At 44.9% G+C, this 24,895-nt stretch carries 16 protein-coding genes; 5 read left to right on the top strand and 11 right to left on the bottom strand.

Annotated features, from left to right (window positions below):
* Window positions 1–14 precede the first annotated feature (14 nt).
* The 8 genes from P4S59_RS12645 to hemL form a co-directional block, all read right to left on the bottom strand.
* The gene (locus tag P4S59_RS12645) at window positions 15–998 is read right to left on the bottom strand and encodes an ABC transporter ATP-binding protein (protein WP_005394709.1); all 984 of its coding nucleotides are present in this window, start codon (window positions 996–998) and stop codon (window positions 15–17) included.
* Between the two features lie 2 nt (window positions 999–1,000).
* Entirely contained in the window at window positions 1,001–2,026 is a 1,026-nt protein-coding gene (locus tag P4S59_RS12640) for an ABC transporter permease (RefSeq protein WP_005394707.1), read from the bottom strand.
* Between the two features lie 2 nt (window positions 2,027–2,028).
* A complete protein-coding gene (locus P4S59_RS12635) occupies window positions 2,029–3,015 on the bottom strand; it encodes an ABC transporter permease (RefSeq protein WP_005394705.1) in 987 nt (328 codons plus the stop codon).
* A gap of 170 nt (window positions 3,016–3,185) precedes the next feature.
* Complete coding sequence (locus P4S59_RS12630; RefSeq protein WP_005394703.1) at window positions 3,186–4,868, bottom strand: ABC transporter substrate-binding protein; 1,683 nt, start codon at window positions 4,866–4,868, stop codon at window positions 3,186–3,188.
* Window positions 4,869–5,645: 777 nt separating this feature from the next.
* On the bottom strand, window positions 5,646–9,032 hold the full coding sequence (locus P4S59_RS12625) for a hybrid sensor histidine kinase/response regulator (protein ID WP_337168502.1): 3,387 nt from the start codon (window positions 9,030–9,032) through the stop codon (window positions 5,646–5,648).
* A gap of 226 nt (window positions 9,033–9,258) precedes the next feature.
* A complete protein-coding gene (gene rsmC, locus P4S59_RS12620; RefSeq protein WP_337168501.1) occupies window positions 9,259–10,284 on the bottom strand; it encodes a 16S rRNA (guanine(1207)-N(2))-methyltransferase RsmC in 1,026 nt (341 codons plus the stop codon).
* A 75-nt stretch (window positions 10,285–10,359) separates the two neighbouring features.
* Window positions 10,360–11,445: an AI-2E family transporter gene (locus P4S59_RS12615; RefSeq protein WP_048625951.1), complete on the bottom strand. Its 1,086-nt coding sequence runs from the start codon at window positions 11,443–11,445 to the stop codon at window positions 10,360–10,362.
* A 346-nt stretch (window positions 11,446–11,791) separates the two neighbouring features.
* Window positions 11,792–13,087: a glutamate-1-semialdehyde 2,1-aminomutase gene (gene hemL, locus P4S59_RS12610; protein ID WP_203346944.1), complete on the bottom strand. Its 1,296-nt coding sequence runs from the start codon at window positions 13,085–13,087 to the stop codon at window positions 11,792–11,794.
* Between the two features lie 246 nt (window positions 13,088–13,333).
* Here hemL and erpA point away from each other — a divergent pair, with 246 nt between their 5' ends.
* From erpA to vmeK, 3 genes are all read left to right on the top strand, one after another.
* Window positions 13,334–13,675 carry an iron-sulfur cluster insertion protein ErpA gene (erpA, locus tag P4S59_RS12605; RefSeq protein WP_005380031.1) on the top strand — a complete coding sequence of 114 codons (342 nt, stop codon included), beginning with the start codon at window positions 13,334–13,336 and terminating at the stop codon, window positions 13,673–13,675.
* A 105-nt stretch (window positions 13,676–13,780) separates the two neighbouring features.
* Entirely contained in the window at window positions 13,781–14,899 is a 1,119-nt protein-coding gene (locus P4S59_RS12600) for an efflux RND transporter periplasmic adaptor subunit (RefSeq protein ID WP_337168500.1), read from the top strand.
* A 9-nt stretch (window positions 14,900–14,908) separates the two neighbouring features.
* On the top strand, window positions 14,909–18,013 hold the full coding sequence (gene vmeK, locus P4S59_RS12595) for a multidrug efflux RND transporter permease subunit VmeK (RefSeq protein WP_337168499.1): 3,105 nt from the start codon (window positions 14,909–14,911) through the stop codon (window positions 18,011–18,013).
* Between the two features lie 65 nt (window positions 18,014–18,078).
* On the opposite strand, the gene P4S59_RS12590 is transcribed toward vmeK, so the two are convergent.
* Window positions 18,079–19,371 carry a peptidoglycan DD-metalloendopeptidase family protein gene (locus P4S59_RS12590; protein WP_046875053.1) on the bottom strand — a complete coding sequence of 431 codons (1,293 nt, stop codon included), beginning with the start codon at window positions 19,369–19,371 and terminating at the stop codon, window positions 18,079–18,081.
* A gap of 130 nt (window positions 19,372–19,501) precedes the next feature.
* Here P4S59_RS12590 and tyrS point away from each other — a divergent pair, with 130 nt between their 5' ends.
* Both tyrS and P4S59_RS12580 read left to right on the top strand, forming a co-directional pair.
* Window positions 19,502–20,689, top strand: coding sequence for a tyrosine--tRNA ligase (gene tyrS / locus P4S59_RS12585; protein ID WP_193446943.1), 1,188 nt, complete (start codon window positions 19,502–19,504; stop codon window positions 20,687–20,689).
* A 418-nt stretch (window positions 20,690–21,107) separates the two neighbouring features.
* On the top strand, window positions 21,108–21,953 hold the full coding sequence (locus P4S59_RS12580; protein ID WP_203343389.1) for a magnesium transporter: 846 nt from the start codon (window positions 21,108–21,110) through the stop codon (window positions 21,951–21,953).
* Here P4S59_RS12580 and dacB read toward each other — a convergent pair.
* Together dacB and P4S59_RS12570 are read right to left on the bottom strand one after the other, a co-directional pair.
* Window positions 21,932–23,353 (bottom strand): serine-type D-Ala-D-Ala carboxypeptidase, encoded by a 1,422-nt coding sequence (gene dacB / locus P4S59_RS12575; protein WP_053809229.1) that lies wholly within the window; start codon window positions 23,351–23,353, stop codon window positions 21,932–21,934. The genes P4S59_RS12580 and dacB overlap by 22 nt on opposite strands.
* A gap of 186 nt (window positions 23,354–23,539) precedes the next feature.
* On the bottom strand, window positions 23,540–24,550 hold the full coding sequence (locus P4S59_RS12570) for a porin (RefSeq protein WP_012841444.1): 1,011 nt from the start codon (window positions 24,548–24,550) through the stop codon (window positions 23,540–23,542).
* Window positions 24,551–24,895: the final 345 nt, after the last annotated feature.

The raw sequence follows: 24,895 nt of genomic DNA, 5'->3' as shown, positions 1-24,895 counted from the left end.
GTTATTTTTTGTTGTTAAACCTTAGCTTGAGCAATCGTGTCGCCGTATAAGTGGCAATTTGAAAAACGACCAGGTTCAATTTGACGCAGCTGAGTTGGTACTCGTGTACAAGCTTCGTGGACGCGGTCGCAGCGAGCTTGGAATCGGCAGCCTTGAGGAATCTCTAATAGGTTCAAAGGGTTGCCTGGAATACCAGTTAATTTGGTTTTAGGACCAGTTAGTGGAGGGAAAGAGCTACCCAAACCTTTGGTGTAAGGGTGGTAAGGACTTTCCAGAATTTGCTTAGAAGGGGCAACTTCAATCAACTCACCGGAGTACATAATGCCGATTCGATCCGAGAACTCGACCATGAGTGACAAGTCGTGGGTAATGAAAAGGATCGAGAAGCCGAACTCTTCTTTCAGTGCATAGATTTTTTGTAAGATCTCACGCTGAACCACAACATCGAGTGCCGTCGTTGGCTCATCCATGATGATCATCTTTGGATTGAGAGCCAGAGCAATCGCAATGACTAAGCGCTGGCGCATACCACCAGAAAATTGGTGTGGGTAGTCATTTAAGCGGCTTGGGTGAATATCAACGATTTCCAGCAGACCTTCGGCGCGCTTTTTCGCTTGTTCACGTGTCATGTTGGTGTGGCGCATGATGACATCGCAAAACTGCTCTTCCATCGTAAGCACCGGATTTAATGCGTTCATAGCACTTTGGAACACCATCGACATCTCGCTCCAGCGGAATGATTGCATACGTTCATCGCTGTACTTAATGATGTCTTCACCGTTGAAGATGACCTCACCACCAGTGATGAATGCTGGCGGCTTATGAAGACGCATGAGCGAGAAAGCAACTGTGGATTTACCACAGCCAGATTCACCAGCCAGGCCAAAGACTTCACCAGGCGCAATGTCAAAGCTAACGTTGTTACAGGCGCGGACATCGCCCGCATCTGTGATGTAATCTACGCATAGGTTACGGATAGAAATTAGTGGTGCAGTCATGATTATTTATCTCCGCTCCATAGTGCATTTTGTGGTGCCATTTCAGGCGCGCGCTCTTTCTTGTCTTTCTCTGCCAGTTTCTTCCAGCGTTTCATGCCTTTGTGAGAACGAAGCTGTGGGTTAGCAATTTCATCAACGGCAAAGTTAAGTAGAGCAAGACCAGTCACCAAAAGAGTTAAGGCGATACAAGGTGCTAATACTTCCCACCATGCGCCAATCAACATTGCTGATGAGGTTTGCACGTTGTAAAGCATGATGCCCCAACTGATGGTGTTGGCATCGCCCAGGCCCAAGAACGAGATTACAGCCTCAGTATTGATAGCGAGCATTACTGAGCCGATGAAGCTTGCACCGACAATCGGGATTAGGTTTGGTAAAATTTCAACGAAGATGATGCGGAATGAAGACTCGCCCAATACTTCAGCGGCTTTCACAAACTCTTTCTCGCGCAGAGCCATGGTTTGAGAACGGACAACACGTGCGCCCCACGCCCAAGAGGTACCAGCGATAATCAAGGCAATGGTGAGTGGACCTGCTTCGCCAATAAAGGCTGCCAGTACAAAGAGCAATGGGTATTGAGGGATTACCAGCATGATGTTCATCGCTGCACTCAATATGTCATCCACTTTGCCGCCGAAGTAACCTGCCGAGATACCAATGACCGTTGCTAGGAAACATACGATGATGCCAGCACCAAAGCCGACACCCAGCGATACGCGAGCACCGTAAGCCACTTGTGACCAAATATCACGACCCATACGTGAAGTCCCCAGAACGTGATCAGCCTTTTTCGACATAATCAGCGTACGACGATCATCTGCTAGATTTTTAGCTACCCAGCCATCAGGATTATTTTGCGCTTGTTTTACGACAAAGCTAGGGTATTCGTGTGGATTACCGGTTCGCTTGTCTGGCGCATGTTTCGTAAGTAAAGGAGCTGCGATCGCAACGAATACGAATACGGTAACAATACCAAGACCGATTCGAGCGAATGAGTTACCTAAAATAAGTTTGAATAGTTCTTTCATGATTATTTGCCTCCCGTACGTAGGCGAGGGTCTAGAATCATGTACAGCATGTCAGCCATTAAGTTGAAGCACAGCATGAACATCGTCATGATAATTAACTGACCTTGAAGTACTTGGTAGTCACGAGCGTGAATTGCGTTAAGTAGCACGGTGCCTAAACCTGGGTAGTTGAAAATCATCTCGATGATCAATTGACCACCAATGGCCATACCCAAAGACATAGATAGCGCGGTTACACTTGGAAGTAGCGCGTTACGTGCGGCGTAATTGAAGACGACACGGTTCTCGCTCAGCCCTTTGCCTTTCGCCATCGTGATGTAGTCTTCGGCGAGAAGGTTGATCATGTTGTTACGCATATTGACGAGGAAGCCGCCGATCTGAACGATGGTTGCACAGAATAGAGGGAGTACTGCGTGGTAACCCACGTTTTTGATGAACTCCCAGCTTGACCAATCAGGGATAGTACCTGGCGTGTAAGCATAGCCAGATGGGAACCATTTTAGGCCAATCGCAAAGGTAAACAGCGCTAACATTGCGATAACCATCTGTGGGATAGCTTGAATGATCAATGTACCAGGCGTTACGAATGCATCGTACTTACTACCACGCTTCCATGCGGCAAAAATACCGAGTACAGAAGCGATTGAGAAAGAAAGTACAACCGCAGTACCAGCTAGGAAGAGAGACCAGCCAAATGCACTACCTAGTAAAGAGTTAACTGAAAGAGGGTAGAACTGGATTGATGTACCTAGTTCCCAACTTAGAATGTTTTTAATGTACGAAAAGTACTGAATGTAAATCGGCCCATCAACGAAACCGAGCAGTTCTTTCATTGCTGCTATTCGTTCTGGTGTCACCTGTACAGAAGCGTTAGCAAACATCATGGTAACTGGGTCACCAGGCATTGCTCGCGGAATAATAAAGTTTAACGTCGCTGCAACTAAGAGCGCGACAAGATAGAACGACAAACGTCTTAAAAAATAACCCATAACTCACACCTTACTCACCCAGATTTTTTCCCTGTTTCTGGTTTCAGGTCGCTCCTAGCGAAATTTAGAGCGAAAAATCCCCTGACGACGAGCGCCACATATTGGTTTCGTTAACAAGGGATTTTTATAGGCGGCATACGGGATGTATGCCGCTTGAAATGAACTTCTACTTATTTAACTGGTTTTAGGTCCAGTACGTGAAGTAGACGCTCTGGGATACCAGCCCAAATGTTTGGACGGCCCTTAGGATTTTCTTCGTTCCACCAACCAGTGAAGCGAGTTGTGTTGTATTGATACATGTACGCGCCAGATAGCACAGGAATGGTTACTTGGTCCTGAGCAATGATCTTCTGGATACCATGAGCGATTTCTAGCTGTTCTTGCTTATCAGCGGTTTTGTAGAAGCTGTTAAGAAGACCGTCTAACTTATCGTTCTTGTAGAAGTGCATTGCAAAGCGAGGCATACCGTCACCAGACTGTAGCTTCGAGTTGTAGCCGCTGTCCCAGTACAAGTGTGGATCCGCACCGTGGAAGTAGTTGGTGTAAGCAACGTCGTATGTACCTTCTAGCATTGCTTGGTTGTATACCGAGAAATCTGGAGTACGAGCACGTGCTTTAATGCCTACTTCTGCTAGTTGCTCAACAGCTAGTTGTACAGTGTTGTTAAAGTCAGTCCAACCGTTTGGCGATTGAATGAGAAGCTCGAAAGACTTGCCAGATGGTGTATCTACAAAGCCATCTTTGTTTACATCTTTGAAGCCTGCTTTAGCAAGAAGCTTTTTCGCACCTTCGGCGTTGTATGTGTTGTAACCTTTGTACTTGTTGTGCGTCTCTTCGTCAGACCAAGCTTCGAATGCGTAGCCTAGACCTGAAGCGAAGTCATTTACTGTACCGCCACCGTAGAATGCAATGTCGATAATCGTTTGACGGTCTAGCGCCATAGAGAACGCACGACGGAAGTCAACGTTAGTAAGTGCTTCGTTTTTCGCCGCGTCTGGGTTTTTGAAGTTCACTACAAACGCTTGAGTACCCGCTGGTGGGTACCAGTAGTGGTGATTCGGACTTGCTGCAGCGTAAGTGCGGTCGATGTCTGGTACGAATGAAGACGTCCAGTCCATTTCGCCGTTAACGATTTTGCCCAAGAATTGGTCGTTGTTCGCGATTTGTGGCACTCGTAGACAGTCTACATCTAGGTTATCAGCATCCCAGTAATTCGGGTTCTCACACTGAATGTATAGTTGCGGTGTAAAAGTGTCGATTTCGGTAAATGGACCACTACCTACAGGATTTTCGTTTGTGAATGTTGCTGGATCTTTCACTTTGCTCCATACGTGCTTAGGTACAACTGGTACTTTCGCAATTTCGTAAGGAACGTTTGAGTTTGCTTCGCTTAGACGGAATTTAACTTTGTAGTCGTTAACTTTCTCTACGCCAGTAACCCAAGAGTTGATACCAGATTGGTCTAGCTCTGGCTTCTCTTTAACTAGGTTGAAAGAATAAACTACGTCATCAGCGGTAAACGCTTTGCCGTCAGACCATTTTACGCCCTTACGAATATCGAAGGTCACGCTCATTAGGTCATCAGCCATGGTGAAGTTTTCTGCTAGACGAAATACTGGCGTGTTACCGTGCATTTCGTTAAAAACAACGAGCGGCTCGTAAATAAAGTCGGTTGTTGTGTGCAGGTTAGTTGCACCCAAGAAAGGGTTAAAGTTACGAACGAAAGTTGTAAACTCTTTAGGGTGGATAGTCAGTTCACTGCGTTCAGCCGCAGTAGCTACCGATGCAAAACCTGTAGTAGCCGTTGCAATAATTGCTGTTGCTAGTGCTGTTTTTTTAATATTGGCAAGCATAGCTGTTCCTTACTATTTGCTTTCATTTCACTAAATGGAATTGAATGTCATCAATTGATAAACACTCTCCAAGACCTACCTCTTGTTTATGCATTACTCATTACAACATTGAGTTTCGCCAAGAGTGGCCTGTAGGCCTTAGGCAGGAGTAAGAAAACACCTTATCCATAAAATAATCAAACTCGATTCTCGTTAAAAACGTTAAAATATCGTCACTCTCCGTTATAAACGTTATTTTGGCTAATTTTGACTAGAGATAGACCAAAAAGTAAACGTTGATATGCGTCGCAGTTTATATCCTTGTTAATAGTGGGTGTTAGTGATTGCTAACCTATAATTTATTTAAAATAAAAGCCTTCTGATTCTATTCCTGGTTCGGAGATCTCGCTCACATGCAGAAAATGTGTTAATTAATTAGCTAAAAATTAATCTGCCGTTCTGTTGTGATTGAGTTCGCAATCTCTGTCAATTGTTGGTTAAAAACCGTTTGCTATCTGAAAAATAGTCTCTTTTATCGACAGTTTTCTCTCATTTATTGCTCTTTTTTTATTGTGAAAATGAAGTGTTTTATTCGCTCGACTCAACCTAATTTGGGCAGGTTAGAGTGATAGAAGCGTATGTTTGGAGTGCCTACCATGGACAACTTCGTCCAGAGGCTTATTCGGCATTTTAATGTGGTAACGGTAGAGAGTCGCTGTCTTGTTCGTCTTTAGAGAAAGAGAAGGCTTGGATAATAAAAAGCCCAGCGTATGCGCTGGGCTAGTTTTTTGATAGGTATTAGCTGGTCAACAGTCGCTGTAGTTTATCTCGTTGAGTTTCGATGTATGCACGCTCAGGACTCTGTTCTTTACAGTGTTCAAGGATGAATTCTATTGAGCTCAACACCGTTCTCCAACGTGGCGTTTTCGGCAGCGTTTCTATACGCATGTATTTATCCAAAGTGCGTGTTTGCAGAGTGCTACGGTCAAGATAAACGCGCCATAAGCCACTTTGTTCGGCAAATGCGAATTTACTTTCACCAGTGACTGACTCCCAATACTCTAAGGCATGTGTCATTGCGTCGACCAGAATTTCTCGCATTAGCTCTTGTTTGTCTTTTTTGTTACCAAGCGCTTTGTCTGCAAGGCGTGTAAACTCTCCACCGAGTTCTTTCAGCTTCTGCAGCTGGTCTTTATCGCCATCAAAAGCATAACTTGAAAGCACCTCTACTGCGGTTTCTAGGTTGTGTATGCGAGCGGCATTGGCTCCTCCGCCAACATTAAAGATATACATGACATCTAAGCCTGAGCCTTCAGGTAGTTTAAGAATGTCTGCTTCGATGTTTTGACGAATATCTTCAATATAGATATCAATCTTGCCACAGTAATGAGGTTGTTTGACGGTCAGATATTTAGGTGCAATCAACTCATCGGCAGATGAACGTTTTAATTGTTCTAAGTTACGCTTGAATAGCTTGCAAGCAGCTTCATTAGCAAACCGGATACGTTTATCTTCACGCAAACAGATAATCGCTTCAGGAGCCGATTCCAGTTGTTCCAACAATCGCCCTTGAGTTTCTAATAAGCTTGCCTCTACAGCCGCTCGTTGGCGAAGTTCAGATTCAAGTATCTTATTCTCCATGTGGCGCATTTCAGCTTGGCTTGCCGTTAAGTGCGCTTGGATGCGCGCAGCTAGCTCTTGTTTATTGAATGGCTTAGATAAATAGTCGTTGGCTCCTGCTTCAAAGCCTCGTACACGATCTTCTGTTTGACTAAGCGCGGTGAGCATAATGATAGGTAGCTCGGCATGGTCATAAGTTTCACGTAATTCACTACAGACTTGATAGCCGCTCATGCCTGGCATCATGATATCCAATAATAGGAGTTCCGGTTTTTCCTGCTCAACGAGTGCTAATGTTTCTGGTCCATCAGAGACGGTACGTACGCGATAGCCCTCTAAACGTAAGAAGCTCTCAAGCACACGCAGGTTTACTGGCTCATCGTCAGCGACATACAGTAACGGGCCGTCTGGATTCTCTGGTAGTGATAAGTCTTCATTGTTCTCTACATCGATTTCAGGAATCTGGAAGTGTCCGTGCGCTGCAAGGGTTTGAGTTGTTTGGATCTCTTCTTCACTGGCAAGTGGTAACGTGAAACTGAAGGTGGTGCCGACCATAGGCTGGCTGCTGACGTATAACGAGCCACCCATCAACTCAATCAATTGACGGCTAATCGAAAGCCCGAGCCCCGCACCTTGACGATAGCGACTTGCGTCTTGTCCTGCTTGGATAAGTGGTTCGAAAATATGTTCAAGATGTTCTGCGGGAATACCTTGCCCAGTATCCACAACTTGCACACGAACATGATCATCAACCACATTGGCGGAGATAACGATTTTACCTTCTGAGGTGTACTTAATCGCATTACCGATCAGGTTATATAACACTTGTTCAAGGCGTTGAGGATCGGCAGACACCGCTTTCAAATCCGCTGGTACTTGGTTGATGATACGGATGGTTTTATTTCCGAGTAAATGGCTGGAAAGCTCTAGTACCAGTCGCGTTGCACTGGCTAAACTCACCGCTGACTTCTGGATATCCATGCTTCCGTAACGCATTTTATGATAATCCAATAAGTCATCAACAAGGTTTGCGAGACGTTGCCCACTTTTAATGATGATATCAAGCTGATATTTTTGGCTAGCAGGAATAGCACCGTTAGCGCCGGACGCTAAAGTCTCAGCGATTCCGACCATGCCGTGCAATGGTGTGCGGAGTTCATGAGAAGTGGTGGCTAAGAACTCATCTTTAAGTTTGTCGGCCAATTGCAGTTCATCATTTTGTTTTTGAATGATCTGTATGTTGCTCTCGAGCTCTTCATTTTGCTTCTTAATGGTTTGAATTTTCTCTCGAATAGAGCGTTGCATTCGTTCAAAACTCAGCGCAAGACGGCCTATTTCATCTTTGCGAACCGTATTAAAGGTGGTGTCATCAAGATCTCCGGCAGACACTTTTTCGGCAGCCCAAGTTAACTTCAGCAACGGAGAAGTAATAAAGTTTGATAAATAATGGGAAGCGATTACCACTAGAATGATGGCGATCAGCATGGCGATAACAAACAGTTTTTCTAGTTGATGAATACGAGCGAAAGCTTCGTTTTCTGGTAATTGCACGACGAGTGCCCAAATAACACCACGCGTTTCAATCGGTGCATAAGCAGCGATGATCTCTTCACCTAAACCGTTCGTGTAAGTGCCGACGCCAAATGCACCAGAGAGTGCTTTATCGATCACTTCTAAGCTGTTCTTAATGTCATCTTGCTTGGTGTTAATTGTGCGAGGTTGGTGATCATTTCCAACCAGTAAGGTGTTAATGGATGACTCTCGGTTGGCGTCTGCGGCTAACTTCGTGATGCCATTATTTGGTAAGCGGAACATAGCATAGCTGTGTAGGTAGCCTTGCTGAACAATTGGAGCACCTAACCAAGCGACTTGTTTACCACCTTCCAGTTCGAAATCAGACACAATCACAGGGGTGTAGTCTTCATTCACCTTACGGCGTTCAGTGACGTCATCAGCTAGACGCTTGAAGGTTTTGCCAAGTGCTGAGTCTTTGTAGGAGCCTGATAATAAGTTTGTTCCGTAGTTATCGTCTTTGTTGATCGAGTAGGTGACATTACCGTTGATATCGACCAGCAAAATATCATTAAAATCAGAGCGCTTGAGGAGCTCCAAGTAGGCCCAGTGGTAACGTTTATGTAAGAGTCGGTAACGTTCACTTCCGACATAGTTGGAAGACTCGGGTAACGTTGACGTTTTGATTTGATCTCCGCTGCCTTCAATGTAGCGCTGTTGGGCATTTTTACGAGATTCTTCAATGTCATTACCTAAACGACTAAAAGCATTGACGAGACCGTAGAATCGACCACCACTGGCGTAAGCCAGTTCAGAGCGCACAAAGCCCATGACTTCGGTTTCCCGCGCCTCAAAGTAGTCGATAATTTGCTGTTGTTTTGTATCTCGAACAGACAACAAGTGTGAGGTGCTTTGTTCTTGCAGATCTTTACTGTGGGACTGTAGGAAAAAGATCGCAGTAATAGTAAGAGGTGTGATACTGAGCACCAGAAATGCGGTCATCAGTGTACTCTGAAGGCGCTTAAATTTCTGTTTTTTGTAGAATTTAAACATGGATAAGATTACAACTCATAAAGGGCAGTTCTAAAATGTACTTCGCTGCCGAGGTTCTCGTTAAAAACGGATAAGATGTTCAACTAGATAGAATTAACAAAATTAACGAGTTTTTTTTCTTTGACAAGAAAGTTAGTTGTAAAGCGTGCAGGGTGACGCAGTTTTTCTTATGAGTGTTGAGTTTTTGAGAAAAAATAGCGCAGGTTTGTACCTGCGCGAGGGAAGATTATGACTTTTTCGCGTAGTAGATAGAAAACTTATTGGTCTTATTTAGCGTCTCGCAATTATTGAATGCATTCTCAATAATTGGTGGGTATTTCAAGAAACTGTTCGCAACAATGATCATCTCACCATGGTTTGAAAGGTGTTGTGGCGCGTGACCTAACAGAGTTTCAGCCGCGTTGTAATTGGTGTCTAAACCACTGTGGAATGGCGGGTTACTGATGATAAAACGATAATCGTCGGCAGTGTCTGAGTAAATATCAGAGGCGAATACATGGCCGGTTAATCCATTGGCTTTTAGTGTGGCTTGACTCGATGTGATGGCATACGCGTTAATGTCACACATCTCAATCGCAATTTCCGGATTGGCTTTTGCCATGAAAGCACCTAACACCCCAGCACCACATCCAAAGTCGAGGACTTTACCTGATAGAGTAGGTAGGGTTTCGAGTAATAGGCGGCTACCTAAATCGAATTCGCCATGACTGAATACTCCAGGCAAACTCTTAACAGTCAGTGATTGCTCACCAAGTGTGACCGTATAGGTTTTAAACCAGTCTGCTTGATTGAACGGCTTTGGTTCATTGAGGCAAGTGCCCCAGTAAAATGAACAGCGACGAGCGGAATCGTATTTATTGACCGGGCCATACTCTTTGAACATCTTCTCGATGCTTTTAACACCTGAGCGGTTTTCGCCAACCACTACAATTTCAGTGTTCACACCTAGTTTCGCCATCAACATCGCCAGAAGGTATTCGGCTTCGGCTTTGGCTTTAGGCCAGTACAAAAGCACCATGTCTGCTTGTGTCTCAGTATTAAACTCAGAACCAAAATGGCTTTTAACCTTGTTATGAGTGCGAATTTGACGGTAGAAGCTGTAGTTTGATGTGAAGACTTCTACAGATTCACAGTGTTTGGTCAGTTCAAGTGGAAAGAGATCTTCGACTTCACCTGCAACTAAAACATGTTTTCCGTTGAAGTACTCGAGCTGACGCTGAGCGATTTGGCTAGGAGCGATATAAGCAGACATAAATTGGGTTCATCAGAAATAATTGGGGCAGATTTTCGCACAATCTGCCCCAAGCTTGAAGTGATTAAGCTGTGACTAGCTGTTGTCTTGCTGGTTGAGGAAGTCTTTGAATTCTTCTTCGTAGATATTAAACAGTACCATTGTCACGGCAAAAATCAGTGGACCGTAAATCAGGCCGATCAATCCAAATAGATGCAGACCACCCAGTAACGAGAAGAAAATCATTAGGGTATTCATGCCTGCGCTGCCTTGCATTAGCAGCGGACGCAATAGGTTATCAATAGAACCAACGACGACCACACTCCACACCGTCAAGAAGATAGCCCAAGTCATATCGCCTGTTAAGAACAAGTACGCCGCTGCAGGAATCCAGATTAGTGCGGTTCCGACCACAGGGATGAATGATGCAAAGCCCATCATCGTTCCCCAGAATAACCCCGGGAAACCAGCGAGCCACATACCGATACCGCCAGCCAGACCTTGAGCAATCGCTGTCATGAATGAGCCCATCACGGCTGATTTAGAAACTTGCTCTATCTCTGTCAATATGCGGTCTTCTTGGCTACGTGAGAGTGGCAGAATATGACGAATCGCAGAGATAATTTTGTCGTGGTCACGAAGCAGAAAAAACAGCACAAACAGCATCAGGAAGAAGTTCATTAGGAAGTTGGTGGCGTCTCCTAAAATTTTGGCGCTGATAGCAACTAGGTTAGAGCCAAACGATGTGGCAAATTGACCAATTTTTTCCGCAATGGCTTTTGGCTCGATTTTATCGAAAGGTAAGTACTCATTAACTATAGCTAAACCTTTGATAACGAAAGGATGTTGGAATATATCTTGGATGCCGCCATTAGTGACCCAGTTGTACGTATTTTGTGAAAAAACAGAGCCTTGTTGAACAATGGCTGCAAATACAAATAGCAGTGGGATAACGATAATAAACGTCAAGACGACACATGACAGCAGCGCGGCCATATTGGGGTGCTTGGGAATTTTCCGCTCAAACCATTCGTGTACCGGAAACATGAGCAAAGAAATGATAAAAGCCATCACAATGGAATTGATGTATGGCTCAACCAATAAGTAGCAAGCAAAAGCAGCGGCGAGTAAAGCGACCATTAGCACTCGGTGACTCGACGTTATTTTTACATTATTTGGCATGAGATTAGTCCAACTTACAGGTGACGTTTACGGTTTTCGCCTTCAAAGATGGCGTTGAACCTTTATTACTTTGCACTCTTAACTCTTTCAACCTTATGACAATGCCGAATTAGAGCAGAGCAATATACCTTGTTATAATGACCACAAATCAGTCGGTTATCAATCAAGAGATGAACTATGGGTTGTTGCAACGGTGATAAAAAGTGTCAAACCGAGAAAAAAGCCAAACGAATACCGTGGTTTGGCATTGTTATTGGTGTTTTAGCAGTATTGGTTATATTGAATTGGCAATAAAAAAGGACCGTGATGGTCCTTTTTTAAATTAGTTATCGCAGCTTTTAAGCGATTATTTTACTTCTTCTGCAAGAGTTGCAAAACAGCGGTCAGCCGCTTCTAGCGTGGCATCGATTTCTTTTGAACCGTGAGCAAGGGAAGTAAAGCTCGCTTCGAACGCTGAAGGCGCTAGGTAGACACCGTGTTTGAGCATTAAGTGGAAGAAGCGCTTGAAGCGTTCCACATCGCACTTCGTTACGTCTTCGTAGCAAGTCACTTTTTCTTGGTCAGTGAAGAAGAAGCCGAACATGCCGCCCACTTGGTTCACAACCAGAGGAATACCGTGTTTCTCTGCTAGAGACTTAAAGCCATCTGCTAGTTGTTTGGTTTTTGAAGCTAGGCGTTTTTCGTTGCCTTCTTCTTTTAGAAGGTTCAAACATGCATAGCCTGCAGCCATTGCGACAGGGTTGCCAGAAAGCGTACCTGCTTGGTAAACCGGACCCGTTGGCGCAACGTATTGCATTACTTCTTTACGACCACCGAAAGCACCCACTGGCATACCACCACCGATCACTTTACCCAGTGTCGTTAGGTCTGGCTTGATGTTGTAGTGCGCTTGTGCGCCACCAAGTGCCACGCGGAAGCCTGTCATAACTTCATCAAAAATTAGTAGCGCGCCTTCTTGATCACAGATTTCACGTAGACCTTCGTGGAAGCCTTCCACTGGTGGGATACAGTTCATGTTGCCTGCAACTGGCTCAACGATGATACAAGCGATTTCGCCTTTGTTAGCAGCGAATAGCTCGCGTACAGAATCTAGGTCGTTGAATGTTGCTGTTAGCGTGTGCTTAGCAAAATCTGCAGGAACGCCAGGAGAGCTTGGTTGACCAAGGGTCAGTGCACCAGAGCCCGCTTTGACTAGTAAGCTGTCTGCGTGACCATGGTAACAACCTTCAAACTTCATGATCTTGTCGCGACCAGTGAAGCCACGTGCAAGGCGAATCGCGCTCATAGTCGCTTCGGTACCAGAACTTACCATGCGAATTTGCTCCATTGATGGAACAAGTTCAGAAACTAACTCTGCCATCGCGATTTCAAGTTCTGTTGGCGCACCGAAGCTGAGGCCACGTTGTGCTGCGTCAATGACGGCTTCGCGGATAACCGCGTGGTTGTGGCCAAGAATCATTGGACCCCAAGAGCCAACGTAATCAATGTACGCTTTACCATCGGCATCAAAAATCAGTGGACCGTCTGCTCGTTCGATAAATAGCGGAGAGCCGCCAACGCCGTTGAATGCACGAACTGGTGAATTGACACCGCCAGGGATGGTTTGCTGAGCTTTTTGATACAGCTCTGATGATTTGGTCATGGGGTTATCCTCTTTTGATTGCTCGGACCAAGTGGAGCGCATTGTACCTAGCTATAATCAAGTTAGAAACGTTTTGCTTAATTTATGTGTTGTTTCGCAGTGTAATCTTATATATCCGCATCTGTTATAAAGAATCGGCGGTGAATACTTGAACGAGTTTGTCAGGTATTGGATAATCGTCTCAATTAGCACAAATTTGACGTCTTGCTTCAGGCTTGACGCATTACACGAGTGAGAGAGGTCTTCGTGAGCGAAGTAAACGTACCATTATCTTTTTCTGACGCAGCAGCATCTCGCGTTAAAGCATTGATTGCTGAAGAAGAAAACCCAGCATTGAAACTGCGCGTATACATTACTGGTGGCGGCTGTAGCGGCTTCCAATACGGCTTTACTTTTGATGAAAATGTAAACGAAGGCGATACGACAATCGTAAACAGTGGTGTAACACTGGTTGTAGACCCTATGAGTCTGCAATATCTCGTTGGCGGCATTGTTGACTACACAGAAGGGTTAGAAGGAGCGCGCTTCTTTGTAAACAACCCAAATGCAACGACAACATGTGGTTGTGGTGCATCGTTCAGTGTGTAATTAACACCAATCAGGCAGCCAGTGGCTGCCTGAACTTTACGTAGAAGGATGTCACGTAAAGTCGCTCTCGCAGAATATGCAGAGAAATAATAAAAAGGACTTTATATGTCTGGATCGTCTTTCGGACGTCGCATTGTCGAGCGCCCGTGGCTAGTATCTCTTATCCTCATATTGCTTCTTGTTGCATGGTTGGCAATCGGTCAACTGAAAGCACAAGATGATAATCTCAATTCTTCATCCTCTTCAACGAACACCACGCCACTTGCAAAGGTGATGTTCGACACATTTATTGCTGAACCCACAAGTAAAACCATCGAACTGTATGGGCGGACTGCACCCAATCGTCGAGCGCGCCTTGGCGCTGAAGTCGCCGGTAAAATAGTCAGCCTCAATATAGAAAAAGGTCAAACAGTCAAGCAGGGGCAAGTGATCGCAAGCATCGACAAGCGCGATCTTGGTATTCAGCTCAAGCGGGCTCAGGCGATGCTGTTGGTTAAAGAGAAAGAGTTTAATGCAGCTAAATCGCTAAAAAGTCGCGGACTACAGGGCGAAGTTGCGTTTGCGACAGCGCAAGCAGCGTTGGTAGATGCACGTGCGAATTTGAGTAACGTGCAAACGGCTTTAAGAAATACTGAGGTTAAAGCGCCATTTGATGGCATCGTAGATCACCACTTTGTTGAGTTAGGTGATTTTGTCGGGATTGGCGATCCTATTGCGACGGTCATTGATTTGGATACTTTAGTGATTGAAGCCGATGTCAGTGAACGGCATATACAATATCTTAAGGAAGGCCTACAAGCCGACGTAAGAACCATTAACCAACAACATCATCAAGGTCGTGTGCGCTACATTGGACGTGTTTCTTCTGCTTCTACTAATACGTTTCCAATTGAAATCGAAATTGATAATCAAGACGCAAGAATTCCTGCTGGTATGAGCGCAGAAGTACAGCTGCCTTTGAGTGAAGTGTTGGCGGTAAAGATTACGGCTGCCATGTTGGCACTAGATGAAGAAGGTAACTTAGGTGTCAAGACACTGCGTAATGAGCATGTTGAGTTTGTTCCAATTCAGCTCGTTAAGGCCGAGGATGATGGTGTTTGGCTCTCTGGGTTAGGAGAGCGAGCCGATATTATCGTGCTGGGGCAAGGGTTTGTACGCGATGGCGATCAAGTACTGGCCAACAAAGTTGATGACGTAGTTATTGAAGCGGCTAGTGAGCAGTAAGGAGCACCTATGTACACTCTGATTGATGCTGCGTTATCTCGCGCTCGCACTATGCTGACATTATTGGTGATGATCTTAATTGCCGGTGTCATTACTTACGTCACTATCCCCAAGGAATCGAGCCCTGATATTACCATTCCTATTATCTACGTTTCCGTTGGACATCAAGGCATTTCTCCCGTCGATGCCGAGCGTTTATTAGTTCGCCCAATAGAGCAAGAGTTGCGCTCTATTGAAGGCGTAAAAGAGATGACCTCTGTGGCATCAGAAGGTCATGCTTCGGTGACGCTGGAATTTAGTGTTGGAGTGGATCTTGATAAAGCGATGGCAGATGTCCGAGACGCCGTTGACCTTGCGAAGCCAAAATTGCCAGAGGACAGTGATGAGCCAACGGTAAATGAAGTCACGTTTGCATCTGAAGAGCCTGTTTTGACCGTTGTGCTCTATGGCACCGTACCAGAGCGAACCATTGTTCAGATTGCCAGAACGTTACGTGATCGTTTGGAAAGTTTCCGTCAGATTCTTGAGGTTGAAATCGCAGGAGATCGCGAAGACATCGTGGAGATAGTTGTCGATCCGCTATTGATGGAAAGCTACGGTCTCGATCAAGCGGATATTTATAATTTAATCGCCTTGAATAACCGAGTGGTTGCAGCGGGATTTGTCGATACTGGGTATGGACGCTTTTCGGTAAAAGTCCCATCGGTGTTTGATTCTCTGAAAGATGTGCTTGAATTGCCTATCAAAGTGAATGGCAAAGAAGTGATCACCTTTGGCGATGTGGCGACAGTACGACGTGCATTTCGCGACCCTGAAAGTTTTGCTCGTTTAGATGGTGAATCTGCCATCGTTTTGGACGTAAAAAAACGGGCAGGGGAAAACATCATTGAAACGGTCGAGCTGGTAAAAGAAGTACTGGCTCAGGGACAACAACGAGCCGAGTGGCCCGACAATTTGCAAGTCAAATACACTTGGGATCAATCCGACGATGTCAAATTGATGCTCAGTGATCTACAAAACAATATCTTATCCGCAATTATCCTCGTAGTGATCGTCATTATTGCCATATTGGGGGTTAGAACCGCGCTTCTCGTGGGGATTTCTATTCCGGGATCGTTCTTGACTGGGTTGTTGGTGTTATCGGTATTTGGGCTTACGGTCAATATCGTCGTACTGTTTGCTTTAATTATGGCGGTGGGCATGTTGGTGGATGGTGCCATTGTGGTGACAGAGTTTGCGGATAGGCGCATGCAAGAGGGTACACCTCGTAAAGAAGCCTATCGAGATGCAGCAAAGCGAATGGCCTGGCCTATTACCGCATCCACAGCAACCACATTGGCTGCGTTTGCTCCGTTACTTTTCTGGCCAGACATTACTGGTGAGTTCATGAAGTACTTACCACTTACTTTAATTGCTACTTTGGCCGCTTCGCTGATGATGGCTTTACTGTTTGTTCCTGTCATAGGTGGGATCATTGGCAAGCCTCAAGTAGTCAATCAGAAAGCTCAGCGAGAAATGGTTGAGCTGCATAACGGCAACTTTGAAAAAGCGACAGGCATTACCAAGCTTTATTACCAGACTCTGTCGGTGGCGATTCGTCACCCATGGAAAGTATTACTCAGCGCGATACTGCTAGCGGCAGGTGTCGGTTTTACCTACAACAAAGCTGGCTTGGGCGCAGAGTTTTTCCCTGAAGTGGACCCTGCCTTTTTTACCGTTAAAGTTCGCTCTTATGGTGACCTGTCTATTCACGAAAAAGACGTTGTTATGCGCGAAATCGAGAAGGTGATGCTCGGTCATGACGAGTTTGAAAGTGTCTACACGCGTACAGGCTCAAGTGATAATGGGGATGAAATCGGCCAGATTCAGATAACACCTGTGGATTGGCAGTATCGACGCAAAGTGAAAACCATTATTGAAGAGCTAAAAGAGACCACAGATCGCTTTTATGGTGTTGAACTTGAGTATAAATTCCCGGACGCAGGACCGCCTGTCGAGCATGATCTCGTGATTGAAGTGTCATCACGAAACTTGAGTGTTAGTGCGTTAGATGAAGCGGCCAAAAAAGTCCGACACTGGGCTGATGGTAATCCTGCACTGACCAATTTGAGTGATACCACTAATAAGGAAGGGATTGATTGGCAAATTGATATCCAGCGAGATGACGCCTCTCGCTTTGCAGCGGATGCGACCTTAGTCGGGAATACTGTTCAGTTTGTTACAAACGGTTTGAAAATAGGCGATTATTTGCCCGATGATGCGGATGAAGAAGTCGATATTTTGGTGCGCTACCCACAAGATAAGCGCGATATTGGTCGATTTGACCAACTGAGAGTGAAAACGGCGGCTGGTTTGGTGCCAATCACGAACTTTGCTCAAATTAAGCCAGATCATAAGCAAGATACCATTCGTCGTGTAGACGGCCATCGAGTTATCAATATCAAAGCAGACATGGTGGAAGGTTACAATTTGGCGCTTGAGCTACCGAAGATTGCCGCTGGAATGGAACAGCTCGACTTACCGGAAGGCATTGAATATAAGATTCGGGGCCAAAATGAAGAGCAGGAAAACTCATCAGCATTCTTACAAAATGCTTTTATTGTAGCGCTTGGTGTGATGGCTCTGATTTTAATTACGCAGTTTAATAGCTTTTATCAAGCTTTCTTAATCCTCAGTGCTGTGTTGTTTTCTACCGTTGGGGTCTTTGCTGGGTTGCTTATTTTCCAAAAGCCATTTGGCATCATCATGTCGGGAATAGGGGTGATTGCGCTTGCAGGTATTGTTGTTAATAACAACATCGTATTAATCGATACTTATAATCAGATGCGTAAACGTGGCTTAGAGAAATCTGAGGCGATCTTGCGCACAGGTGTGCAGCGTTTAAGGCCCGTTTTACTCACGACGGTGACCACCATACTAGGCTTATTACCAATGGTGCTAGAAATGAACATCGACTTAGTTAACCAAAAAGTGGAATTTGGCGCGCCAAGCACTCAATGGTGGTCTCAACTTGCGACGGCTGTCGCGGGTGGGTTGGCGTTTGCGACTTTGTTAACGCTGGTTCTGACACCATGCTTGCTCATGCTCGGGAGAGAGCATCACTCCGAAAAGTAAGCTTCATCGTGATGATATTAAAGAAACAAAAAGGGCAGCTGAGCTGCCCTTTTCAATGCATCAATTTACTTCATTGCTAACAGTTTGCTGTAGCGCTCAAGTTTGTCCATGCTAATTTTTGCGTTTGCCATGAAAGTTTGTCTTGCTTTGCCTGTTAGGGATTTAGATTGTGGCAAATTCACCGTACGCGGGTTTTTGTGGACACCATTCACAAGGAACTCATAGTGCAAGTGAGGGCCTGTTACACGACCTGTTCCGCCAAGCGTACCAATGGTTTGACCTTGCTTAACGCGTTGACCAGCTCGTACTGTACGTTTAGTTAAGTGCAGGTACTTGGTAATGTAAGTATTGCTATGTTTAATGAAAACGTAGTTACCATTAAATTTGTTGTAAGACGATTTTTGAACGACACCATCGCCAGCCGCCCAAATCGGGGTGCCCACTGGTGCCGCATAGTCCGTGCCTCTATGAGGACGAACGCGTCCCGTTACAGGGTGTAAGCGGCGTGGGTTGAAGTTAGACGAAACTCGACGGAAATCCAACGGCGCGCGCAAGAACGCTTTTTTCATTGCTCGTCCATTTTCGTCATAATACTTGCCACTTTTCTGATCCAGTATTGCGGTAAAGGTATCGCCTTGGTTTTTAAAGATCGCAGCAATGATTTTTCCGCGTCCAATCACTTCACCTTCTACCACTTCCTCTTGGTAAAGCACTCGGAAGCTGTCGTTTTTACGAATATCTAAAGCAAAGTCGATATCCCAGCCAAATATGCCGGCCAGTTCCATGATTTGGTTGCCATTTAATCCTGAAGAGATTCCCGCATTCCAAAAGTTTGATTTGATGGTGGCTTCAGCGTAGTTGTACTGGAAGTCGACTTCTTTTTTATCGACTTCTGAGACGTATTTGCCGTCTTTTAACGTGATACGAAAAGTTTCGAATGCGCTTAATGTTCTTCTTAACTGTACTAAGTCGTTGTTTTCATCAAAACCGAATTGCAATCGATCGCCAGGTCGAAGCCGGGTTAATTGCTTTTCCACTTCTTTGTCTGATGAGACAAGCTCATGCAATAGGCGGGCAGAAAGCCCCACGCGACTAAACAAGATGGCGGCACTCTCACCATTTTTCACTTTGTACGTTTCCCAACGCAGTACAGCGGGGGACGCTGGAGACGAACTGTTTAGTGCACTGAGTTCTAGGGAAACTGGCACAGGATAATGTTGACCAACTTTTAATCGGCTCTGCTGCGGGTCTAGGTCTTGCGGATCAGGTAAAAAGAAGAGCGCGAAGATAATCAGCGCACTAAAAAAACCGATCAATACTTTGTGCAAGAGTGGAAGTCGGACAAAAATCGAATGCATGAGGTACTTGATTGCTAAATTAAACGGAAAAATTGACAACTACCTAGTCTAACGTGTTTCAAAATGCATCGCTATTCAAGTAATATGTTCAGCTATTATATTTTTGCCAAATCTGTGGGAGTGAACAAGAATGGCGAGCATTGAAGCTGCACTAGCCGAGATTAAGCGCGGTGTTGAAGAGCTGATTCCAGAAGAAGAGCTTATCGCAAAACTAAAAGAAGACCGTCCTCTACGTATTAAATTGGGTGCGGATCCTACGGCTCCAGATATTCACCTAGGTCATACGGTTATTTTCAATAAGCTTCGCTTGTTCCAAGAGCTAGGTCATGAGGTGACGTTCCTAATTGGTGACTTCACTGCAATGGTTGGTGACCCAACAGGTAAAAACACAACACGTCCACCGCTAAGCCGCGAAGACGTATTGCGTAATGCAGAAACTTACAAAGAGCAGGTATTCAAAATTCTAGACCCTGCAAAAACTAAGATTCAGTTCAACTCTGAGTGGTTATCTGAGCTTGGTGCAGAAGGTATGATTCGTCTTGCTGCAAACCAAACCGTTGCTCGTATGCTAGAGCGTGATGACTTTAAAAAGCGTTACGCGGGTGGTCAGCCAATTGCTATTCATGAGTTCATGTACCCACTTCTACAAGGTTGGGACTCAGTAGCAATGGAAACTGACGTTGAGCTTGGTGGTACTGACCAGAAGTTCAACCTGCTAATGGGTCGTGAACTGCAAAAGTCTCACGGTCAAAAACCACAGGTTGTACTTATGATGCCTCTTCTAGTGGGCCTTGATGGCGAGAAGAAGATGTCTAAGTCAGCAAACAACTACATCGGTATCAGCGAAGCGCCAAGCGAAATGTTTGGTAAAATCATGTCTATTTCTGATGACCTAATGTGGAGCTACTACGAGCTGCTATCTTTCCGTCCTCTGGAAGAGATTGCTCAATTCAAAGCTGATGTAGAAGCGGGCAAAAACCCTCGTGACATCAAAGTATTGCTAGCAAAAGAAATTATTGCTCGTTTCCACAGTGAAGCTGATGCGGATGCGGCAGAGCAAGAATTCGTAAACCGTTTTGCGAAGAACCAAATTCCAGATGAAATGCCAGAATTTGATTTTGATGCAGGTCGCCCAGTGAGCAATCTGTTGAAAGAAGCTGGCTTATGCTCATCATCGTCAGATGCGATGCGTATGGTTAAGCAGGGCGCTGTGAAGATGGATGGTGAAAAAATTGCGGACAGCAAATTTGCTCCAGAAGCGGGTACTTACGTGTTCCAAGTAGGCAAACGTAAATTTGCACGTATTACTATTCAGTAATCAATAATCGCTGCAAATGAAAGCGCCTGATGGGCGCTTTTTTTGTATAAAAATTTAGCGAAAAAGACAAAGTAAAACTTCCAAACATGTTGAACTTTGCTACTATACTCACGCTGCCAATAATGGCAGCGTTATCGGAGATTTACATGAACAATACCGACCATCCTCCCAGTCGTTGGGTGAGTAAGAGCAAGGGAGCGAAATAACCCGCTTCGGTATTGGCGATCTCCGCCTTACCTAAGTGGTGAGGCATCTTTTCTAATTTTCTTCTCGTTATTTCCTTCATACATTCTGAATAGACAGTGCGTCCGCATTGGTTTTCTCTGTGCATCTTAATTGTTGTGTGACTTTAAGTATGCAAGATTGACTTTGCGTGCCTTGTCGATGGTCGTTACCAATGCCAATCGGGAGATTCGCCATGACGGTAATGAACAACACTTTTATTGAAACAACACCAAACTTTTCTGAAGTAGAAATTGGTGCAGCTCGCAATGCATTTTTGCAGTATGAGCAAGAGCAACAAATCCATTTGCTTACGATCATGCCGATTGATGAGGCGGTAGGTATTTTGCAGCATTGCTCTGTCGGTTATGTGAATAGTCTTATTGCTCAACTTGAGCAAGCAGGCCATGACAAACGCGCACGTCATTATGCTCACCAATTGGGTTTGCATATGTCTGAAGTTGATACACCTGATGGTTATTTATCGACTAGTGTTTTGGGGCACGTGAAGCAGCGTATTGGGTGGATCATTGCACTGGCCCTTTTAGGGATTGTGTCGGGTTTGATCATTGCTCAGTATGAGGACACCCTTAGCCAGCTCGTTTTGCTTGCGGTGTACATGCCTGTGATCGCTGCGGCCGGTGGCAATACAGGAACACAAGCTGCAACTTTGGTGATTCGTGCTCTTGCAACTGGAGAGCTAAAAAAACGCCAATGGTTAGAAGTTTTGTGGAAAGAGAGCCGCGTTGCTCTATTTATTGCGTTAGCGATCGCTATCGTGATGATTGGACGCATTATGTTATTTAGTGCCGGTCAATCAACAGGGGGCTTTGAACTTACCGATATCGCATTGGCAATAGCGGTTGCGTTATTCATCCAAGTAACAATTTCTACAACATTAGGTGGACTGCTACCAATTATTGCACGAGCTTGCAAGATGGACCCAGCGGTATTGGTGAGTCCAGTGCTTGCATCTATCGTCGATATTTCAGGGATGTGGATATACTTTAATGTGGTGAACTATTTCTTGGGTATCGCCTGACTAAAGTTCACAATATCATTGTAAAAAAGCTGCTCAAAATGTGTAATAGGGGCGATGACAGGTTTGTTATCGTCCCTTTTTTCTGGGAAGTAGTCTGAAACAAACTGAACAAAAACGGTATTAGGTTGACCATTTTTATCCAAGCCATATCCGGCCATGTTGTAAGTTCCGTAGAGGGAGCCGCTTTTGGCGATCAATTGTCCTTTAATTGGCAACTTTCGCATACTTTGTCGGTACTTTAGTGTGCCTGACTCACCTGACTTCGGCATGATGGCGATCAGTTTAAGCTCGTCTTCGTGCTGCCAAATATAACGAAGAATTTCCGCCATTTTGGTGGCGGAAATACGGTTGTTTCGCGAAAGTCCTGAGCCGTCTTCCAGGCGCGCATTACGAATATCAATACCAGTGTTGGCGAAAATGATCTGCTTGATCGCCTCTGTACCGTTGGCAAAGCTACCTGACTGAACAAAAAACTTAGCGCCAAGTGTTTTGGTTAATGTATCTGCAATCAAGTTATCAGAGTTTTTAAGCATCTCTTCCAGAATGTCTGGTAATGCCTCTGATTGATGCATGGCGATTAGCTTGCGCTGTTTTTCCGGAGCCGAACCGATCCTAATCTTTCCTGATAACTCAATATTGAGCTGCTTAAGCAAAGCTGCCAATCTATGGCTGGTATAAAGTTCAGGATCTTGAATGGCAAATTTAAGTGGCAATGGTTTCTCCCTCTCAACTAAGCATCCAGTTAGCTTGTAGTTGTTATCAGGGTTTGCGACTAAGCCTAAATCGCAATGACGACTTTTCTTAATCGTTTTAGAAACGGTCTCGACAGTACTTGTTACACGAATAGGTTGATGCTCAGGTACGTAGACTCGAGTCCCACCGTCTTTTTGCGTATAGATAGAAGCCTGCACACAGTTGTTATTGAGTGTGATGGTCGATGCCGGAGCGCTGTAGCAAACTCCCAAGATATCCCACGGCCAGCCCACTGCACGGTTGTAACCAGTGAATGCGCTGTTATCGAGCCATAAGTCACCGTCAATACGTTTTAAGCCATTTTTCTTGGCTAGGGTAAGAAGTGATTTTAAATCGTTGGTTTGGAGCGTTGGATCGCCGACAAAGTAAATCACTGCGTCTGAGCTCGACGCTTCTAGCTTGGTTCGAAAGCGGAAGTTATCACCCAGCTCTAACTTTGCCGCTAATGCTGTGACGATTTTTAATGTACTGGCTGGTGGGAACAGTTGTTCGGTAGGATGAACACCGTCAAGTTCAGCATTCTCACTGAGTTTTTCCGCGACTAAACTGATGCGAGAGCCTTCCGGCAACACTTCTTGATGAGGGTACGCTTGTGAAAAAGCAGAAAGTAATGAAGAGAATATGAGCAAGGGCCAACGTAAACGCATAATGATACTTTCTAAGGTGAGTTATGTGATTGAGTATACGCAAGTCCTTTCAATATGCTAGGTAACTAAAGAAATGCTTTATATGTCATCAGGAATGAGACATGAGAGAAAGGCGCGCGGCTTAAAATGGAGTATAAAAAATGCCCGCTTGAAGCGGGCATTCGATATTCTAATCAAAGACCGGAATTAGAAGTCGTAACGTAGACCTAGAGCTAGCTCGTCTTCAGCATCGATCTTGTTCGCAACTGTCTTACCGCTAGTTGAGCCGAACTTATCGCCAGCGTCAATTAGGTTGAAGTTGTAAGAAACGTAACCGCGGAAGTTAGGTTTGAAGTAGTAAGAAGCATCAACAGCGAAGTTGTTTGCAGAAGTTTCATTGTCAGTTTCTGCATTGTTGTACGTCGTTGTGAATACTGTTTGACCTAGCGTGTAAGCACCCGCTAATTCGTAACCAGTGTAATCAACAGTGTTGTTGAATGTGTCAGTCATTTTTTCGCCATCTGTGAAGATACCAGCGAAGTAAAGATCAGACATTGTGTAAGATGCAGCTAGCATGTACTCGTTTGCATCGTATTGGTCTGCGTAACCAGCACCAAGCTCAAGACCAGTGTCTGCTACAGCGTAGATAGCTGATAGAGAGTAGCCGTCTTGTTTGTTATCAGAGTATTCACCGTTTTGTTCTACACGGTCAGCGAAGCGGTAGCTTGCTTTAACACTTAGGTTTTCGAATTGACCTTTGTAAGCCATCATGTTGTCTGTGCGGTCTGCTACAGCTAGTTTGTCTGCTGCAGAGTTACCGTGGTAAGCCATGATATCTGTGAAGTCAGTGATAACGCCTAGTGCACCTTCAGTTTTACCGTATGCGAACTCACCGTAAGCACCGCCAAGACCCGCGTAAGCAAGACGAGTTTCTAGATCGCTCTTGTCGTCGCCGTCTACAGTACCGTTTTGAGCAGTCTCAAATTCACCTTCCCAGAAACCAACACCGTATAGGTTGTCATTGATCTCTTGTTTACCAAGGAAGTTTAGACGGATGCGAGATTTGTCTTGAGCGTCGCCATCTTTCATAGATAGACGTGCTTCAGCACGGCCGCCCATTTCTAGAGAAGTGCCGTCTTGATTGTAAAGTTCAGCTGCGTTTACGCCAGTTGCCATAGCTGCTGCAGATACAGAAAGAGCAATTAGAGTCTTTTTCATCTTATTTGTCCTAGTTAGCTGTCCATAATCATTGTTGTATGGGGGAGAGGTAATCTCTCACAAGTTGTTGGTCTATAATCGGCCAATGAGCTGTATAATTCGCCCTTGTAAGCCTTTGATCTAACAACTCGCTGGACATATTTTACTGCTAAAGTTTCCGTATGAGTTAGTAAAATGATATAAATCGTATCGATGAACACTGTTCGATTGTTTTGGTTTTTGATTTAACCTCTTGTTTTAAATGACATTTTGTGGCTATAACATTCGTCTGACATTGATTAGTTTTTATCTTTTTTGATGTTTTTGGTGTAATGAACAGTGTTGTTTTTCAACAAATTGCGACAG

Source organism: Vibrio sp. M60_M70, from assembly GCF_037162085.1.
GTDB lineage: Bacteria > Pseudomonadota > Gammaproteobacteria > Enterobacterales > Vibrionaceae > Vibrio > Vibrio diabolicus.
This window is presented reverse-complemented; position numbering and strand designations above follow the sequence as displayed.

Coding starts and splice junctions, on each gene's coding strand:
- P4S59_RS12645 (WP_005394709.1), bottom strand. CDS start 998: ATGACTGCACCACTAATTTCTATCCGTAACCTATGCGTAGATTACATC.
- P4S59_RS12640 (WP_005394707.1), bottom strand. CDS start 2,026: ATGAAAGAACTATTCAAACTTATTTTAGGTAACTCATTCGCTCGAATC.
- P4S59_RS12635 (WP_005394705.1), bottom strand. CDS start 3,015: ATGGGTTATTTTTTAAGACGTTTGTCGTTCTATCTTGTCGCGCTCTTA.
- P4S59_RS12630 (WP_005394703.1), bottom strand. CDS start 4,868: ATGCTTGCCAATATTAAAAAAACAGCACTAGCAACAGCAATTATTGCA.
- P4S59_RS12625 (WP_337168502.1), bottom strand. CDS start 9,032: ATGTTTAAATTCTACAAAAAACAGAAATTTAAGCGCCTTCAGAGTACA.
- rsmC (WP_337168501.1), bottom strand. CDS start 10,284: ATGTCTGCTTATATCGCTCCTAGCCAAATCGCTCAGCGTCAGCTCGAG.
- P4S59_RS12615 (WP_048625951.1), bottom strand. CDS start 11,445: ATGCCAAATAATGTAAAAATAACGTCGAGTCACCGAGTGCTAATGGTC.
- hemL (WP_203346944.1), bottom strand. CDS start 13,087: ATGACCAAATCATCAGAGCTGTATCAAAAAGCTCAGCAAACCATCCCT.
- P4S59_RS12600 (WP_337168500.1), top strand. CDS start 13,781: ATGTCTGGATCGTCTTTCGGACGTCGCATTGTCGAGCGCCCGTGGCTA.
- vmeK (WP_337168499.1), top strand. CDS start 14,909: ATGTACACTCTGATTGATGCTGCGTTATCTCGCGCTCGCACTATGCTG.
- P4S59_RS12590 (WP_046875053.1), bottom strand. CDS start 19,371: ATGCATTCGATTTTTGTCCGACTTCCACTCTTGCACAAAGTATTGATC.
- tyrS (WP_193446943.1), top strand. CDS start 19,502: ATGGCGAGCATTGAAGCTGCACTAGCCGAGATTAAGCGCGGTGTTGAA.
- P4S59_RS12580 (WP_203343389.1), top strand. CDS start 21,108: ATGACGGTAATGAACAACACTTTTATTGAAACAACACCAAACTTTTCT.
- dacB (WP_053809229.1), bottom strand. CDS start 23,353: ATGCGTTTACGTTGGCCCTTGCTCATATTCTCTTCATTACTTTCTGCT.
- P4S59_RS12570 (WP_012841444.1), bottom strand. CDS start 24,550: ATGAAAAAGACTCTAATTGCTCTTTCTGTATCTGCAGCAGCTATGGCA.